Here is a 15,902-nt window from a genome sequence, read left to right as displayed (position 1 = left end):
TTATTTATTACAAAAGTATAGAACCGGCTAGTTCATCGCAACCAGTGTTGTTCCTCTTAATACCGGAACTACATCATAAAGATCTGTTTGTAAGCAATAAGAGATATCTTTATGAATTCCCAAACGCTGCAATCGTCTTACGTGTGATGAATTGGAAACCGAAGCAAGCAAATTTTCCCGGCTTTGATTATATAGTCTTTGTGCCATCAGCGTGCCATCTTCTCTTAGCATAAACTGATCCTTCAAAGCTTCGGCCAAAGCACCTGCAAACAATGTATCTTCCAGATTTGGTCTGCCTTTCCAGCCTGCGCAAAGTACGAGTACATCGTATTGTTCAGATCTTAGATGGTTTGCCAGCGCACCAAGATTTAAAAAAGCGCCAACCATTACTTTTACCGCAGAGGCTCTTGCTTTTGCAATGGATAACGTTCCGTTGGTCGTTGTCATTGCAATTTCAGATCCGATTAATCGCTCATTCATATAGCTGAACGGGGAATTATCCAGATCAAAACCTTCTACTTTATGGGCATCACGTTCTGCTGCGGCAATAAATCCTCTGTCTTGTAAAAGTTTGCATTCTTCTATTGTGGCCACAGGTGTTATACTTTTCACACCATAAGCAAGGCCGGTAACCATGCAGGAAGTGGCGCGGAAAATATCGGCAACGACTACAATTGAATTATCAAGTTTATGTAAATGCAATAAATCAGGGGTAAGGCAAACATCAAGGTGTTTCATACTATCAACTAAACAGAATTTTGGTATTGAGATTTTGAGACAAAAACAGATTGCCGAATTGAGAAATCAATTCGGCAAGAAATAGTATATCAGCCTTTTACAAAAGGTAGTTTTACAACTTTTGCTTTCAAAAGGCGGTCTCTCACCTTAACAAAAATTTCTGTTTCCGGTTTGCTGTAAGCCGTTGGTACATAACCTAAGCCAATTCCTTTTTGTAAAGTTGGAGATTGTGTTCCTGATGTTACATCGCCCAGTTTATTTCCTTCGGCATCACAAAGTTCGTAATGGCCGCGTGGAATTCCGCGATCAATCATTTCAAACCCAACCAGTTTATTTTTCAAACCAGCTTCTTTCTGACTTTTCAAATCGTAGGAATTGATAAAATCTTTTGTGAATTTGGTAACCCAGCCTAAGCCAGCTTCCAGTGGAGAAGTTTTGTCATCTATATCATTTCCATACAAGCAAAACCCTTTTTCAAGACGCAGCGTATCTCGTGCACCCAATCCAACAGGTTGTATGTTAAATTCCTTTCCGGCTTCAAATATGGCTTCCCACATTTTTTTCGCATCTTCATTTTTGATATAAATCTCAAATCCGCCTGCACCGGTATAACCTGTTGCCGAAATAATGACATCTTCAATATCAGCCATTTTACCAACCTGGAAAGTGTAGTAATCCATTACAGATAAATCAACACTGGTCAGTTTTTGTAAAGTTGCCGTAGCATTTGGTCCCTGAACAGCCAAAAGACACAGTTCATCCGAAAGGTTTTTCATTTCAACGCCTTCCGTATTATGGCTCTGAATCCAGTTCCAGTCTTTTTCTATGTTGGATGCGTTTACAACCAAAAGATATTCGTCAGCATTGTAACGGTAAACCAGTAAATCATCCACCACGCCGCCGTCTGCATTTGGCAAATAGCTGTATTGTACTTTTCCATCAAACAGTGTCGAAGCATCGTTGGAAGTTACTTTTTGTATCAAATCCAATGCTCCCGGACCTTTAATACTAAATTCCCCCATGTGTGAAACATCAAAAACACCTACGTTATTGCGGACGGTGTGATGCTCTTCCATATCAGAAGAATAGCGCACTGGCATCTCAAAACCTGCAAAGGGTACTATTTTGGCACCTAACTCAACGTGGACCTGGTGTAGGGGAACGGTTTTCATAAAATGGTTTTTGGTTCTCTGTAAACTACAAAAGTATGAAAAGCAGACCAAAGCGACGCAAAAATGTGTGTTTTGAAATGCAACTGATAATTTTTTTGAAGTATATTGTGAAAAAGTAGGCTTTATGGCCTGATCCCGGCATTGAAATTGAAAAATTGATCTATGAAAAAACAAATATTATACTTCGTTATCATTTTGCTTTTCCCTTTAAAATCTAACAGTCAGACGGCTACATTTAAAGGAGAAGTAATTGACGACGAAATCAGCATTGGGTATGGCGTGACAACCGGGGATGTGGACGGTGATGGAAAACCTGATATTTTGCTGGCGGATAAAAAAGAAATTGTCTGGTATAAAAATCCGGGAGAGAAGTCTGGGAAATGGGTACGTTTTGTGATAGCAAAAGATTTAACCGAACAGGATAATGTGTGTATCGCGGCACGGGATATTGATGGGGACGGAAAAGTGGAAATTGCGGTAGGCGCGCAGTGGAATCCGTCCGAAACAAAGAGTACCAAACAATCCGGAGCCGTATTTTATCTTTCTCCAACCGAAGACAGAACCAAACTTTGGGAACCTGTGCGCTTACATCATGAAGTTACAATTCACAGAATGCAATGGGTTAAAAGAGAAGATAATACTTTTCAACTGATCGTATTGCCGCTGCATGGGGAAGGAAATGTGAATGGAACAGGAGCGGGTGTAAATATAATCGCTTTTGATGTGCCCGAAAATCGTAAAGGTTTGTGGGGTTATAATCTGATTGAAACAAATATGCATATGACGCACAATTTCCAACCTATGGAAGTTCCTGGTCGTTTTGTGGGATTGGCTGTTGCGAGTAAGGAAGGTGTTCAGGTATTTTTAAATGGTGTGGACGGATGGGCACCTTCTGGAAACTGGATGGTTCCGGGACAGGGAGTAGGAGAGATCAGAATGGGAAGTTTAGGCAAGAATCAGCTCTTTTCTGCTTCTGTTGAACCTATGCATGGAAATTCTCTGGTTGTTTATTCAAAAGATAACAGAACAGTTCTGACTGATAAAATGAAAGAAGGACATGCATTAGCCTGCGCTGATTTCTTTGGACAAGGCCGTGACCAGATCGTTGTTGGCTGGCGAAATCCCAATGTGGCAGATCAGATGGGTGTAAGAATGTTTGTAGGAATGGATGCTGAAGGGAAAAAATGGCAGGAATATTCGCTGGATGATAAAATCAAAATTGCTTGTGAGGATTTAACAACAGCGGATCTGGATGGAGACGGAGATCTTGATGTTGTAGCTTCTGGTCGCTCGACGCATAATGTTGTGATTTACTGGAATCAGCGGAAATGAGTCATTTCGAAATCTGATTATGCTTTTCTACCCAGTTAATAATTTTCTCAGCTTCTTTTAAACCGATGGCAGCAATTTTGCTATTCCCGGCACCGTCATACCCCAGCGCTATATAAAGAATCTGATGAACATCGTCAAATGACCTTGTGATTTTTCGGTCTATATTTGATAATTGGTTTTGATACCATTCGGCACTTTTTCTAGGAGATCTTTTCTTATTACCTAACACATCGTCCAAAGAAAAAAGAACACTTTTGTAGGCTGCTAATCCGGCCATTTTTACATATTTTTTATTAAGATAATAACCATCTTCTTTTCCGGCCTTCTCTTTTAATATTTCCTTCGCAGTTGCTAATTGACGTCGTGCCTCAATAATAGATTTCATATTGTTTTTCAGCTTTGTATATGTTCAACTTATTCAATTGGTTAGTTGACAATATACCAAAACAAAAAGAGAAGCCAACTTTCAAAAGCTGGCTTCTCTCTATATTCAAACTTTGATTAAAAAATCAAATTAATCTCTTCTGCCCATCAAAATGCTTACGTAATAAAGCAAAGTTGCCAGTGAACCTATTGCTGCAACAAGGTATGTTCTTGCTGCCCATTTCAAGGCATCGGCAGCCATCACGTACTCTCTCTCATTTACAACTCTGTTTTGCTGTATCCAGGCCAGAGCTATGTTACTTGCATCGTATTCAACAGGAAGGGTTATGAAGGTGAAAAGTGTGGTTATCGCAAAAAGTGCCACACCAATTGTTAATGGAAGCGGAGTAGTATTTAACAATAAAATTCCTCCCAAAATCACCCACTGCATATAACGGGATGATATGCTTAAAAACGGAACCATCTTCGAGCGGAATTGCAGCCATTTATAAGCCGTAGCATGTTGCACAGCGTGACCGCATTCGTGCGATGCAACTGCCGCCGCAGATACACTTCGTCCATGAAATACATCAGGACTCAGGTTCACTGTTTTATCTTCCGGATTATAATGATCGGTCAATTGTCCTTCAACAGACACAACCCGAACGTCATAAATTCCGCTATCTCTAAGCATTTTCTCAGCGATCTCACGGCCGCTCATACCATTACTTAGTCCAACTTGAGAATATTCTTCAAATTTACTTTTCAAACGCCATTGCACGTAAACGCTAATGAGCATGACAAGTATACCAATTACATATGCACCCATCATATCTTTTTCTCTTTTATATTGTTATGAAAAAATTAAAATTTCAATACTTAAACGGAGCTTTCGATATTAGTCACTTATGTAAAAAATATCTGAATTTCAATATCCTTGTTTAATCTTCTCGATCACTGCGGAAGTCGAATATCCTTTAACAAGTGCTATCGTCTTTACCTCTCCTCCATTACCAAGAACAAAATCTGCGCCAGCGATATTTTCAACTGTATAATCGTCACCTTTTACCAAAATGTCAGGTTTTAGGGCCTCAATCAGCTCACTTGGGGTAGGTTCGTCGAACAAAATGACAGCATCAACGAATGACAGGGCTGACATCAAACGGGCGCGGGCGTACTCATTTACAACGGGGCGAAGTGGGCCTTTTAAGCGGCTTACCGATGCGTCTGTGTTAAGTCCAAGTACAAGTCTTCCTCCCAAGGCATGTGCTTTTTCCAGGTAATCAATATGTCCTAAATGTACTATATCAAAACAGCCATTGGTGAAAACCACTTTTTGTCCAGCTCTTTGCCAATCTTCAATCAGCGTTTTTGCTTCATCGATGCGTACGATTTTACTTTCTGTCGGATTCATTCTCAACTAATATTTTGGTTGTAGGAAAAGATGTTTAACTATTTGTAACTGCTGCAACCGGCTCTTCGGTTGTTTTATTCTGAATGAGTACGAACAAAAATGCAAAAGCGCCTACTACCAGCATAAATAACATTTGCGTACCATGAATAAAAGTTGCCAAAGTGATACCATCTTTTTGTGTCAAACCGTACAAAACCATTACACTTCCTACCAATAAATGATAAGCTCCGATTCCTCCCTGCGTGGGTGCTGTCATACCAATGGCGCCAACGACAAGCAAGGTTAATCCTGCCAGCATACCAAGGTTCGAAGTTTCAGGAATACAAAAGAAAAGAACATAGGAAACCAGATAATAAAAAACCCAGATCATGGCGGTACTCAGGAAAAACAAACCAGGATTTTTTAATTTTCTAACACTTAACAAACCTTCTAGCATACCTTGAAGGAATGCGACAACTTTTTGAATAATGGTATTCTGCATTAACTTTTCACGAAGAGAACTGCTGCGAAGAATAACGATTACTGCAATAATTCCCGCTAAGAAAATAAGACCGCCAATGATCAGAAAAAGATTTGGACCAGCCGCAGGTTGTCCGCTGCCTTGAATTTTACTTTGAAATATATCAGTAAAAAAGCTGCTCAGACGATCAAATTCCAGAATGAAATTTAATCCGATAAGTCCTAATAGGATTATAACATCAAAAATCCTCTCCGCTACCACCGTTCCAAAACTGAGGTTAACAGGAATTTTTTCAAGTCTGTAAAGTGTTCCACAACGGGTTACTTCTCCCATCCTTGGAACAATATAATTGGCAAAATAGCCAGTTAATACAGAAACCGTACTGTTCAAAAGTTTCGGTTTATAACCCAAAGGTTCCATCAGCATTCCCCAACGCCAGGCACGGGTAATGTGTGCGAAGATCAGGAGTATGCAGGAAAGCGCGATCCAACGCCAATCGGCCTGAGCGAATCTTTTAAGCATATCGTCAAGGTCGATATCCTTAAAAACAAACCAGATCAAACCACCCGCCAGTCCCAGCGAGATAATATAGCGAAGTGCGCTTTTCATTTTAAGAAATTTCGATTGTGAGTAATAAGACAGTCGTCAGCGGAAACGCCTAGGCAACAAGCTGATTGTTATGGTCAGGAAAAACAACCATAGGTTTGAAAGATTTTGCTTCTTCCGGCGTCATGCTTGCATAGGATATAATGATGATGATATCACCAATCTGAACCCTCCTGGCTGCTGCGCCGTTGAGGCAGATCATACCGGAATTGCGTTCTCCCTTAATAACATACGTTACAAAACGTTCTCCATTATTATTGTTAACAATGTGAACCTGTTCATTTTCAAGTAATCCGGCAGCATCCATCAGATCTTCATCAATGGTGATACTTCCTACGTAATTTAATTCTGCCTGAGTCACCTTGACACGGTGAATCTTGGACTTCATGATGGTTAGTTGCATTACTCAGCTAGATGAGTGAATTTTTATTATGAATGCGTTGAAATTCCGCAAAGTTAAAGGAATTATACACAGCCTTCAAAACATAACCGTTTTGTGGGTAGTTCCAATTTTGAATAGTATTCAAATACAGCATACCACCGGACATTTTACAACCGGAATATTTATGGTATCCTAAGGTCTTAAGAAATAGTAATGTTGAAATAATAGGAAAAAATGGTACTATATAACCGAACGTTGCTATATTTAAGCGCTGATAATTTTCATTCAGTAAGAATTAGTTTAACTACGCTTTTGACTATTATTAATCTTATTTAAGACCAAAACCCGATGAGTACAGAGAATAAACCAAGCGGCGTGACACGTCGTGACTTTCTTCAGAAAACTACCGCGGCGGCAGTGGGAAGTTTTTTTATCGTTCCAAGGAACGTGCTGGGCAAAGGATTTATCGCTCCGAGTGATAAATTGAATATTGCCGGTATTGGTGTTGGCGGTAAAGGATTTTCGGATACCAACAATGCATGGAATAAAGGTGCGGAAAATCTGGTAGCACTTTGTGATGTTGACTGGAACCAGGCAAAAAAGAATTTTGAACTTCATCCGGATGCCAAGAAATATAAGGATTTCAGACGCATGTTCGATGAAATGGGTAAGGATATAGACGCAGTAACCGTTTCGACTACCGATCATATGCACGCGATCATCGCGATGGCGGCCATGCAAAGAGGGAAACATGTGTATGTGCAAAAGCCTTTGACGCATGATATTTATGAAGCGCGTATGCTTACAGAAGCTGCGAGAAAATATAAAGTGGTGACCCAAATGGGAAACCAGGGTGCTTCCAATCCGGCTCAAACCCAGATGAAGGAGTGGTTCAATAAAGGTTTGATTGGTAATGTGCATGAAGCGCACGTTTGGACAAACCGTCCGGTATGGCCACAGGGAATTCCTGTTCCGACTGCAAAAATGCCAACTCCGGAAGGGCTGGATTGGGATCTTTGGGTTGGTTCTGCACCATGGGTTGACTATAACCCGGCATGGCATCCATTCAAATGGCGTGGATGGTGGAACTTCGGAACAGGTGCTTTGGGAGATATGGGATGTCACCTAATTGACCCCGCTTTCAGAACATTAGGACTTGGTTACCCAACGGAGCTTGAATGTAGTGTTGGACAAGTATTTATCAAGGATTGGGATGCTGAATATATTCCTGAGGGCTGTCCGCCATCGGCAAGAGTTCAGTTGAAATTCCCAGCCAATAAAGTGAATAAGTCAGAAGTTACACTGACATGGCACGACGGCGGTTTGCGTCCTTTCCATCCGGATTTGATTCCTGCAAACGATCCACTAGGAGAGCCGGACAGCAGCAATGGTGTTTTGCTTATCGGTGAAAAAGGTGTGATGACTTGCGGAACGTACGGAAAAGCGCCGAAAGTTTATTTGAAAAACGGCACCAAACTGGAATACAAAGAAGGTGATTTTGGCAACAAATACACGCCAATGCCAGAATTTGGTCACCATGTTTCCTGGTCTGATGCTTGTAAAGCGGGTTATCAGAGTAAAGAGCATAAAGCGTTGACTTCATCTTTTGACTACGCCGGACCACTTACTGAAACGGTAATTATGGGTAATCTGGGTATTCGTAGTTATACACTTCGCCAGGCGAAAGCTGATGGAAAAGGTTTCGATTTCCCGGGACGTAAGAAATTGTTGTGGGATGGGACGAATATGAAAATTACCAACTTTGACGAAGCGAATCAGTTTGTGAAACGCACATACCGCGGAGACTGGAAATTGGAATAAGATAAATTTTGATATAAACAGAAAAAGCCTCGAAAGAGGCTTTTTCTGTTTATATCAAACCGGAATTAGAAAACTATATTATCAATCAGCCGGACCGGGCCTAAAAAAGTAGCGATGCAAAGTGCCGTTGTTCCGGCAGCACCAATGGTATGAATTGGTTGTAAAGTTTTAATATTGACAACTTCAAAATAATCAAGCTCGAAGCCGGCAAGTACCAAAAATTCACGTTGAACGGCTTCTTTTGTTTCTTCTATGTCATTTCCTGACAAAAGCTTTTCTTGAGCATCCAGCAGTATTTTATAGATGATCGGTGCATGTGCCCGCTCTGTCTCATTCAGTCTTCTGTTTCGTGATGACATGGCCAGGCCGTCATTTTCTCTTACCGTCGGACAAACAATTAATTCAAGATTGAAAGAAAGGTCTTCCACCAGTCGTTTAACAACGGTAACCTGCTGTAAATCTTTTTGACCAAAATAAGCTCTCTGCGGCTGAACAATATTGAACAGTTTGGAAACTACAATTCCCACACCATTAAAATGACCAGGCCGTGAAGCGCCCTCCATGACCGTTTCAAGCAATCCGAAATTCATCGTTATCATTGTCGGTTCCGGATACATTTCGTTTACAGTAGGCGCGAAAACCGCAGAGCAACCTGCCTCTTCCAGCATTTTACAATCTTCTTCCAGTGTCCTTGGATATTTTGCCAGATCTTCCGGGTTGTTAAACTGCGTTGGATTTACAAAAATGCTGCAGACCGTAATGTCATTCTCTGTGCCCGCAGTTTCAATTAATGAGATATGTCCTTCGTGCAGCGCGCCCATTGTTGGGATGAGTCCAATACTTTTATTTTGGAGACGTTGAACGGAAAGGAAATTTTTAAGGCTATGTATTGAAGTAAAAACTTCCATGAAGGTATTTAATAGATTAGAAGACGCCGGATCCGTTACAAACGGGATTACATGTCAGTTGGTGAAAAGATAAATTCCGGCTTTTTCGTGGGGGTTTCTAAAATATTTGGCACTAATACGGCCAAACTCTGCGCAATATTACAATTAGTTTTTAATTTCTATTGAAATCCCCGTTTTTTTTATGTAATTTTGCAAAACTTTTTTTCACAAACTGCTAAATATCTAATGGACAAACTACGAATTTTGTATGTAGCCAGTGAAATCAATCCTTTTCTCCAAACCACAGATGTTGCGGATTATGTAAGAAGATTACCGCAAGCAATGCAGGAACGTGGCGCAGAAATCAGGATTTTGGTACCTCGATTTGGTCTAATCAATGAGCGTAAAAACAGGCTTCACGAAGTAGTTCGATTGTCAGGAATTAATATTACGGTTGGCGATGAAGAAAAACCGCTTATTATCAAGGTAGCTTCCATTCCAAACGCCAAATTACAAGTTTATTTTATAGATAACGATGACTATTTTCACCGTAAATCTGTTTTCTTTGATAAAGAAAATAACTTTTACGATGATAATGATGAGCGTGCCATTTTCTTTTGCAAAGGTGTTCTTGAAACGGTAAAAAAACTTGGATGGGCACCGGATGTTGTACATTGCAACGACTGGATGACTGCTCTTATTCCAATGTACCTTAAAACAACGTATCGTAATGATCCAATGTTTAAAGATACAAAAAGTGTATTTACAGTACACAACAACGCTTTTGACTATAAATTTGATGCTGATCTGATGAGCAAAGCAAAGGCAATTGATGTTAGTGACGAGGCGCTTTCGCATCTTCATTCAGCGGATTTTGAAGGCTTTGTAAAAATTGGATGTGCGTATGCTGATGCCGTTGTAAAAGCAGAAGAACATTGCAGCGACAGCCTTAACCAGATCTTCAATGACGCACCGAAACGTGTTGAACTGGACGAGGAAGACGAAAAATTCTCTGAATCTTACTACAATCTGTACACAGATTTGATGAGCTAGAAATAGAAAAACGAATTGATAGATGGCGACCAGATTCTGGCCGCCATTTTTTTTGTTCTTCTTTTTTAAGTGTGATTTAAAAATTATAACATACAGGGAAATTTCCAGATCGTCATGGAATGTTTATATAAGGAATTTTTAATATTTTTTAAGATATAAATCCTTCATTGTGAATAGTATAGTGTGTGTTCGAGCACTCCACCAAAATTGGATAATTTTTAGGATTTAGTTTGTTATCTAATTCTGCTTATTCTTTATTTGCACTCAATACTATACATACATCCCAAATAAATTTTAAGAAAATATGTGCGGAATTGTTGCTTATGTAGGAAGCAGAGAAGCCTATCCATTAATTATCAAAGGCCTGAAACGTCTGGAATATCGAGGTTATGATAGTTCGGGAGTTGCGTTAATGGAAGATGCTGAATTGAATATTTATAAGAAAAAGGGTAAGGTTTCTGATCTCGAAAGTCAGCTTAACGGTAAACAGTCAAATTCAACAATAGGCATCGGGCACACACGCTGGGCCACGCATGGTGAGCCTAATGATGTCAATGCACATCCTCACTTTTCTAATGATCACAAACTTGCCATTATTCACAATGGTATTATTGAAAACTACGCTTCGATCAAGCAAAATCTTGTGGCAAAAGGACACGTTTTTCATAGTGCAACCGACACAGAAGTACTGATTCATTTTATTGAAGATGTCCAGAAGGAAACGGGTACTTCACTGGAGGAGGCTGTCAGGCTTGCGCTTTTAGAAGTCGTAGGCGCTTATGCCATTGTTATCATGTCAGTGGATTTTCCGGATCAGCTGATCGCTGCCAGAAAAGGAAGTCCTTTGGTTATTGGCATTGGAGAAGATGAATTTTTCTTTGCCTCGGATGCTACACCGATTATTGAATACACAAAAAATGTAGTTTATCTGGACGATTATGAAGTTGCGATCATTCGTGATGGCAAGCTGAGCATCCAGAATCTTGATAATACCCAGAAAGTTCCGTACATCCAGAAGCTGGAAATGGAACTGGAAACGATTGAAAAAGGTGGTTACGACCATTTCATGATCAAGGAAATTTTTGAACAGCCACGCTCCATTGCAGATAGTATGCGCGGAAGACTGAGAGCTTCCGATGCACATTTACAACTAGGCGGACTGGGAGATTATATTGATGAATTAGCAGCTGCTGACAGAATTGTGATTGTAGGCTGTGGAACTTCCTGGCATGCTGGATTAGTTGCAGAATATCTTTTTGAAGAGCTGGCCAGGATTAATGTGGAAGTCGAATATGCTTCTGAATTCCGTTATAGAAATCCGGTTATCAAGAAAAACGATATTGTAATTGCCATTTCTCAATCCGGCGAAACGGCGGATACACTGGCTGCCATTGAATTGGCGAAATCAAAAGGTGCCACAATTTTTGGCGTTTGTAATGTCGTTGGATCATCCATTGCACGCGCAACACATGCAGGAGCTTATACACACGCCGGACCGGAAATCGGAGTAGCGAGTACAAAAGCATTTACGGCCCAGGTAACCGTTTTGACATTAATCGCCATCGCGGTTGCAAAACGGAAAGGTACTATTTCGGAAGAAACATATCAGCAGCTTTTAACGGAGCTTGAAGGAATTCCAGCCAAGGTTGAAAAAGTGTTCGAAAATGCTGCCAAAATCAAGGAGATCGCTTTCATTTTTACCTATGTCAGGAATTTTATTTATCTGGGACGTGGATTGAACTTTCCGGTCGCTTTGGAAGGGGCACTTAAATTAAAGGAAATCTCCTATATCCACGCAGAAGGATATCCGGCTGCGGAAATGAAACATGGCCCGATCGCTTTAATTGATGAAGATATGCCAGTTGTTTTTCTGGCAACCAAAGATGGATCTTATGAAAAAATCGTATCCAATATTCAGGAAGTAAAAGCGCGTAAAGGTCGTGTCATAGCAATTGTCACAGAAGGCGATACGTTGATTCCGGGTATGGTGGATTTTGTGATTGAAGTGCCGGAAGTTCATGAAATACTGACTCCTCTGGTTTCGGTCATTCCTTTACAATTACTTTCTTATTACATTGCGGTGATGCGTGGAAGAAATGTTGATCAGCCAAGAAATCTCGCCAAATCAGTGACGGTGGAATAGTATTAACTGATTTTTAGTTTATTATAAATATGAAAAAAGGAATTGTCTAATTGTGGCAGTTTCTTTTTTTTGTTTTGAATAATACGTTAAATCAGTAAACCAAAATATTGTTTAGCTCTTTTCGTTAGCTTTGCGTGCTAAATTTCTGCCGGAAGAAATCAAAAAAATCAATGCAAAACCGTTTCCCTCATTTTACACTTCTTGTTTTATTTTCATCATTTCTTTTTTCTTGTGGAGATGATCAGCAGGCTTATGTTCCTAGACCCAAGGGTTTTAATCGAATTGATCTTCCGACGCAGGCTTATCAAAAACTGACAGAAAAACATCCTTATACTTTTGAATATTCCAAATCGGCCAGGATTGTACCTGATACTTTTGCAACGGCGCAAAAGGATTGGATTTTTGTTTATTATCCGCAGTTTAAGGCCAATATCCAGCTGACATATAAAGACATCAACAACGATCCGAAACGTTTGCAGGATTATATCAATGATTCTTTCAAATTAACGGGTAAACATCAGGTGCGCGCATCGTCTATTCAGGCACAAAAATTGGTTACCACTAACGATCTGACCGTGATGATTTTCAAGATTGAAGGAGATGTGCCAAGTCCTTACCAATTCTATACGACGGATAGTACAAAGCATTTCTTACGGGGCGCTATTTACTTTTCAACGGCTACAAAAAATGATTCGCTTGCACCTGTTGTTAATTTTATTCAGAAGGATATGATCCATCTTTTGAACACATTGCGGTGGAGATAAAGTCATCTTTAATCTTGTAGCGAATACAGGAAGAATGTATCTTTGAAATAAATATTAACACTTCTTCATAAAAATGGCCAGAAAGCAAATCAAAAATCAGCTCCCTCTTGATTTCTCAGTTCGTGGAAATAGAATTATTCTGCATTTAGGACAAGTGGAAAGCCAGAAATTTGCGAATCAGCTTTTTGATGGATTAGTAAAAGGGGACTGGGTTATTGAACCTGCCGGAGAAGTTGCAGATGTTTCGTACGCGCAGGATATCGTACATCAGATCGGTCATAAGTTGCCTTATCCGGAAGGAATTAAAATTGCTCAACTTCATAATATCGATACAACATTCAAAGGTTTTGCCTGCATGTATCATCAAAAAGGATGGGTGTTTGTAAATGCAGCTTCCGAAATTAACGAACGGAATTACCATATTCATTTATTGACTGTATCGCTTGGTTTACACAGTTCCTATGCCAGTTCGGCTTCTTTGGCAAATCGCTCTGAGCAATTGATCTTTGATGCTTTGTTGCCATACAAAGACGTGGAGAGTTTTTTCCGAGATGATATTTTAAAAATTCCAAGTTTCCTGGCTTCTGATATTGCTAATTTTTTCAAGGTGCCTTTTCCAATGGTTTTGAAAAGAGCCATGCAATTGAGAATAATTACGGACGAACAATACCGCACATTTATGACGGTAAAACCAGCGGCTTCTACAAAACCAAGAGAGCTTTTTATTTCACAGGAAGGAAATATTGACGATTTGGAAGCTCAGTTGTTTGCAGAAGGGTTAGAGGATTAATGCTTTTTCTTTAAGTATCCAGATTACTTAAATCCGGTAACGGACTAACCGAAGTCCAGCCTCCATCGACAATCAGGCTTTGTCCTGTGATATGTCCTGATGTTGGAGAAAGAAGGAATAATGCTGCGTTGGCAATGTCTTCACAGATTGCTGGCCGTCCCATAGGCGTAATTCCAGACCACATTTTTGGGTAAGTAGGATCAGTTGCCAATGTTCTTTCAGTCAAAGTTGCTCCCGGCGCGACGGCATTGATCGTAATTCCATAAGGAGATAATTCCAGCACCAGATTTTTTGCAAGCATTTCCAGTCCCGCTTTTGTCATGGCATACGCACCCAAAAATTTATGCGATTGGTGCCCTACAACGGATGACATTAACAAAACCCGCCCACCTGTTTTTTGCAATCTCATTTGCCTGGCCGCAGCCTGGGTTAACAAAAAAGAGCCCATCAAATTGACTTCCAGAACCTTTTGAAGATTTTCTTTTGGATAATCAAAAAAATCGCCAAATAGAGTTATACCTGCATTTGCTACGGCTATGGTTAATTTTCCAAAACAGCTAACAGCTTCTGCGACCATGCCATCAATTATATCGGATTGTGAAGCGTCGCCCGCAAAAGCGATACATTCTCCACCCAATCCACGGATTGTGTTAGCAGCCTGCGTGGCTAAATCTGCATCAAAATCGTTTAAAATCACACCGGCTCCTTTTAATGCCAATTGTTTCGCAATCTCAAACCCGATGCCTTGTCCTGCACCGGTTACTATGGCGACCTGATTATTAAATATCTCGTTACTCATTATTTTAGTAGGTTAGGTTTATTTCTAGTCGGGTGATTAGTCGGTTAATCACTCAGGCTTTTTATTACCCGTCGGACGGCGGAAAAAGCCGTCCGACGGGTCGCTCATTCCAAAATCTTTGCTACGTGCCACCCGTCCTACGGTTTTTTTTACCGTCGGACGGGGTCGCCCAGACGGGTAGTAAAGACTCCTTTAAATTCGAATACCAATTTTACTCTATTACAGAGTTGAATAATTAGGTAAGCACTCCAACTTTTATTACCGGTCGGACGGCGGAAAAAGCCGTCCGACCGGTGGCTCGTTCAAAAATCTCGCTATTGAGTAGTAAAAACTATTTCATAGCTCAAATAATATCAACATCATCAAAATATCCTATCAATCATTTCCTCCGAAAGCACCTGTCCAGAAAGTTTCAAAAACTCATTTCCATCCTGTGGAATATTCAATAGCAAATGAGCCTTCTCATGATTACATAACTTCTCATTTCTCAACAAAGCATATTCCCTCACAGAACTAAATTCCCACCTTTCAATTACTTTCACCAAACCCGCCTTCACCGGATTTTGATGAATATAATGAAAACATATTTCAGCATATAAAGCATTTACTGTTTCTAACAACTTCGCCTTTGTATGTTGCTGAAATAACGAACCAGTTCTGTTTTCTTGTTTATTAATAGCTTGGGAATATGAGCTTAATATGATTTGAAATGCTTTACTAATTTTCTGCTCCTCAGATTTTTCTTTTGTTTCAATCAAAAAATGAAAGTGATTTGGCATGAGACAATAAGCTAGTAAGTCGCAATGAGGCAAAAGATATTTTTCTATTTTCTTAATGAAATAGAGGTAATTACCATAATTGAAAAATATCTTTTGCTGGTTGTTGCCTCTATTGTACACATGGTAGAGTGTGTTTGGTTTGAATTCCATGAAGTGTTAGTGTGTGGTGAAATGTTTTTTAGTTTATCATGTGATTTTGGGTCGGTTAATCACTCAGGCGTTTTATTACCCGTCGGACGGCGGAAAAAGCCGTCCGACGGGTCGCTCACTCCAAAATCTTTGCTACTTGCCACCCGTCCGACGGTTTTTACTACCGTTGGACGGGGTCGCCCAGACGGGTATTGAAAATTTTAAAATGCGATTAAAGTTATTCCTAGTCAAAGGTCTTAATGACAAAAC

At 40.1% G+C, this 15,902-nt stretch carries 16 protein-coding genes; 6 read left to right on the top strand and 10 right to left on the bottom strand.

The window, feature by feature from the left end; translation table 11 throughout:
- Window positions 1-27: 27 nt before the first annotated feature.
- Both FZF08_RS23805 and gcvT read right to left on the bottom strand, forming a co-directional pair.
- The gene (locus tag FZF08_RS23805) at window positions 28-738 is read right to left on the bottom strand and encodes a 2-phosphosulfolactate phosphatase (protein ID WP_159474509.1); all 711 of its coding nucleotides are present in this window, start codon (window positions 736-738) and stop codon (window positions 28-30) included.
- 89 nt (window positions 739-827) lie between these two features.
- Window positions 828-1,910: a glycine cleavage system aminomethyltransferase GcvT gene (gcvT, locus tag FZF08_RS23800; protein ID WP_159474506.1), complete on the bottom strand. Its 1,083-nt coding sequence runs from the start codon at window positions 1,908-1,910 to the stop codon at window positions 828-830.
- Between the two features lie 162 nt (window positions 1,911-2,072).
- Between gcvT and FZF08_RS23795 the strand changes: the two genes are divergently transcribed.
- Window positions 2,073-3,242, top strand: a complete 1,170-nt coding sequence (locus FZF08_RS23795; protein ID WP_159474503.1) for a VCBS repeat-containing protein — start codon at window positions 2,073-2,075, stop codon at window positions 3,240-3,242.
- Between the two features lies 1 nt (window position 3,243).
- Here the strand turns inward: FZF08_RS23795 and FZF08_RS23790 are convergent, their stop codons facing one another.
- The 5 genes from FZF08_RS23790 to panD all read right to left on the bottom strand — a co-directional run bounded on the left by FZF08_RS23790 (window position 3,244) and on the right by panD (window position 6,488).
- Window positions 3,244-3,627 (bottom strand): DUF5618 family protein, encoded by a 384-nt coding sequence (locus tag FZF08_RS23790; protein ID WP_159474500.1) that lies wholly within the window; start codon window positions 3,625-3,627, stop codon window positions 3,244-3,246.
- 129 nt (window positions 3,628-3,756) lie between these two features.
- A complete protein-coding gene (locus FZF08_RS23785; protein WP_159474497.1) occupies window positions 3,757-4,437 on the bottom strand; it encodes a zinc metallopeptidase in 681 nt (226 codons plus the stop codon).
- A 96-nt stretch (window positions 4,438-4,533) separates the two neighbouring features.
- Entirely contained in the window at window positions 4,534-5,019 is a 486-nt protein-coding gene (rfaE2, locus tag FZF08_RS23780; RefSeq protein ID WP_159474494.1) for a D-glycero-beta-D-manno-heptose 1-phosphate adenylyltransferase, read from the bottom strand.
- Window positions 5,020-5,053: 34 nt separating this feature from the next.
- On the bottom strand, window positions 5,054-6,088 hold the full coding sequence (locus FZF08_RS23775) for a lysylphosphatidylglycerol synthase transmembrane domain-containing protein (RefSeq protein ID WP_159474491.1): 1,035 nt from the start codon (window positions 6,086-6,088) through the stop codon (window positions 5,054-5,056).
- A 49-nt stretch (window positions 6,089-6,137) separates the two neighbouring features.
- On the bottom strand, window positions 6,138-6,488 hold the full coding sequence (panD, locus tag FZF08_RS23770; protein WP_159474488.1) for an aspartate 1-decarboxylase: 351 nt from the start codon (window positions 6,486-6,488) through the stop codon (window positions 6,138-6,140).
- A 327-nt stretch (window positions 6,489-6,815) separates the two neighbouring features.
- Between panD and FZF08_RS23765 the strand changes: the two genes are divergently transcribed.
- Window positions 6,816-8,288: a Gfo/Idh/MocA family protein gene (locus FZF08_RS23765; protein WP_159474485.1), complete on the top strand. Its 1,473-nt coding sequence runs from the start codon at window positions 6,816-6,818 to the stop codon at window positions 8,286-8,288.
- Window positions 8,289-8,353: 65 nt separating this feature from the next.
- Here the strand turns inward: FZF08_RS23765 and panC are convergent, their stop codons facing one another.
- Entirely contained in the window at window positions 8,354-9,196 is an 843-nt protein-coding gene (gene panC / locus FZF08_RS23760) for a pantoate--beta-alanine ligase (RefSeq protein ID WP_159474482.1), read from the bottom strand.
- 225 nt (window positions 9,197-9,421) lie between these two features.
- On the opposite strand from panC, the gene FZF08_RS23755 reads away from it, so the two are divergent.
- The 4 genes from FZF08_RS23755 to FZF08_RS23740 all read left to right on the top strand — a co-directional run bounded on the left by FZF08_RS23755 (window position 9,422) and on the right by FZF08_RS23740 (window position 13,925).
- On the top strand, window positions 9,422-10,228 hold the full coding sequence (locus FZF08_RS23755; RefSeq protein WP_137339094.1) for a glycogen/starch synthase: 807 nt from the start codon (window positions 9,422-9,424) through the stop codon (window positions 10,226-10,228).
- A gap of 304 nt (window positions 10,229-10,532) precedes the next feature.
- The gene (gene glmS / locus FZF08_RS23750; RefSeq protein ID WP_159474479.1) at window positions 10,533-12,371 is read left to right on the top strand and encodes a glutamine--fructose-6-phosphate transaminase (isomerizing); all 1,839 of its coding nucleotides are present in this window, start codon (window positions 10,533-10,535) and stop codon (window positions 12,369-12,371) included.
- 170 nt (window positions 12,372-12,541) lie between these two features.
- Entirely contained in the window at window positions 12,542-13,135 is a 594-nt protein-coding gene (gene gldD / locus FZF08_RS23745; RefSeq protein ID WP_159474476.1) for a gliding motility lipoprotein GldD, read from the top strand.
- A 73-nt stretch (window positions 13,136-13,208) separates the two neighbouring features.
- Window positions 13,209-13,925 (top strand): hypothetical protein, encoded by a 717-nt coding sequence (locus FZF08_RS23740; RefSeq protein ID WP_159474473.1) that lies wholly within the window; start codon window positions 13,209-13,211, stop codon window positions 13,923-13,925.
- Window positions 13,926-13,935: 10 nt separating this feature from the next.
- Here FZF08_RS23740 and FZF08_RS23735 read toward each other — a convergent pair whose 3' ends face one another.
- Together FZF08_RS23735 and FZF08_RS23730 are read right to left on the bottom strand one after the other, a co-directional pair.
- On the bottom strand, window positions 13,936-14,724 hold the full coding sequence (locus FZF08_RS23735) for an SDR family NAD(P)-dependent oxidoreductase (RefSeq protein WP_159474470.1): 789 nt from the start codon (window positions 14,722-14,724) through the stop codon (window positions 13,936-13,938).
- Window positions 14,725-15,086: 362 nt separating this feature from the next.
- Window positions 15,087-15,653, bottom strand: coding sequence for a transposase (locus tag FZF08_RS23730; RefSeq protein WP_159474467.1), 567 nt, complete (start codon window positions 15,651-15,653; stop codon window positions 15,087-15,089).
- Window positions 15,654-15,902 lie beyond the last annotated feature (249 nt).

This window comes from Dyadobacter sp. 3J3, assembly GCF_009801115.1.
Taxonomy (GTDB): domain Bacteria; phylum Bacteroidota; class Bacteroidia; order Cytophagales; family Spirosomataceae; genus Dyadobacter.
The sequence above is the reverse complement of the archived record's forward strand: the minus strand, read 5'-3'. Positions and strand labels throughout refer to the sequence as shown.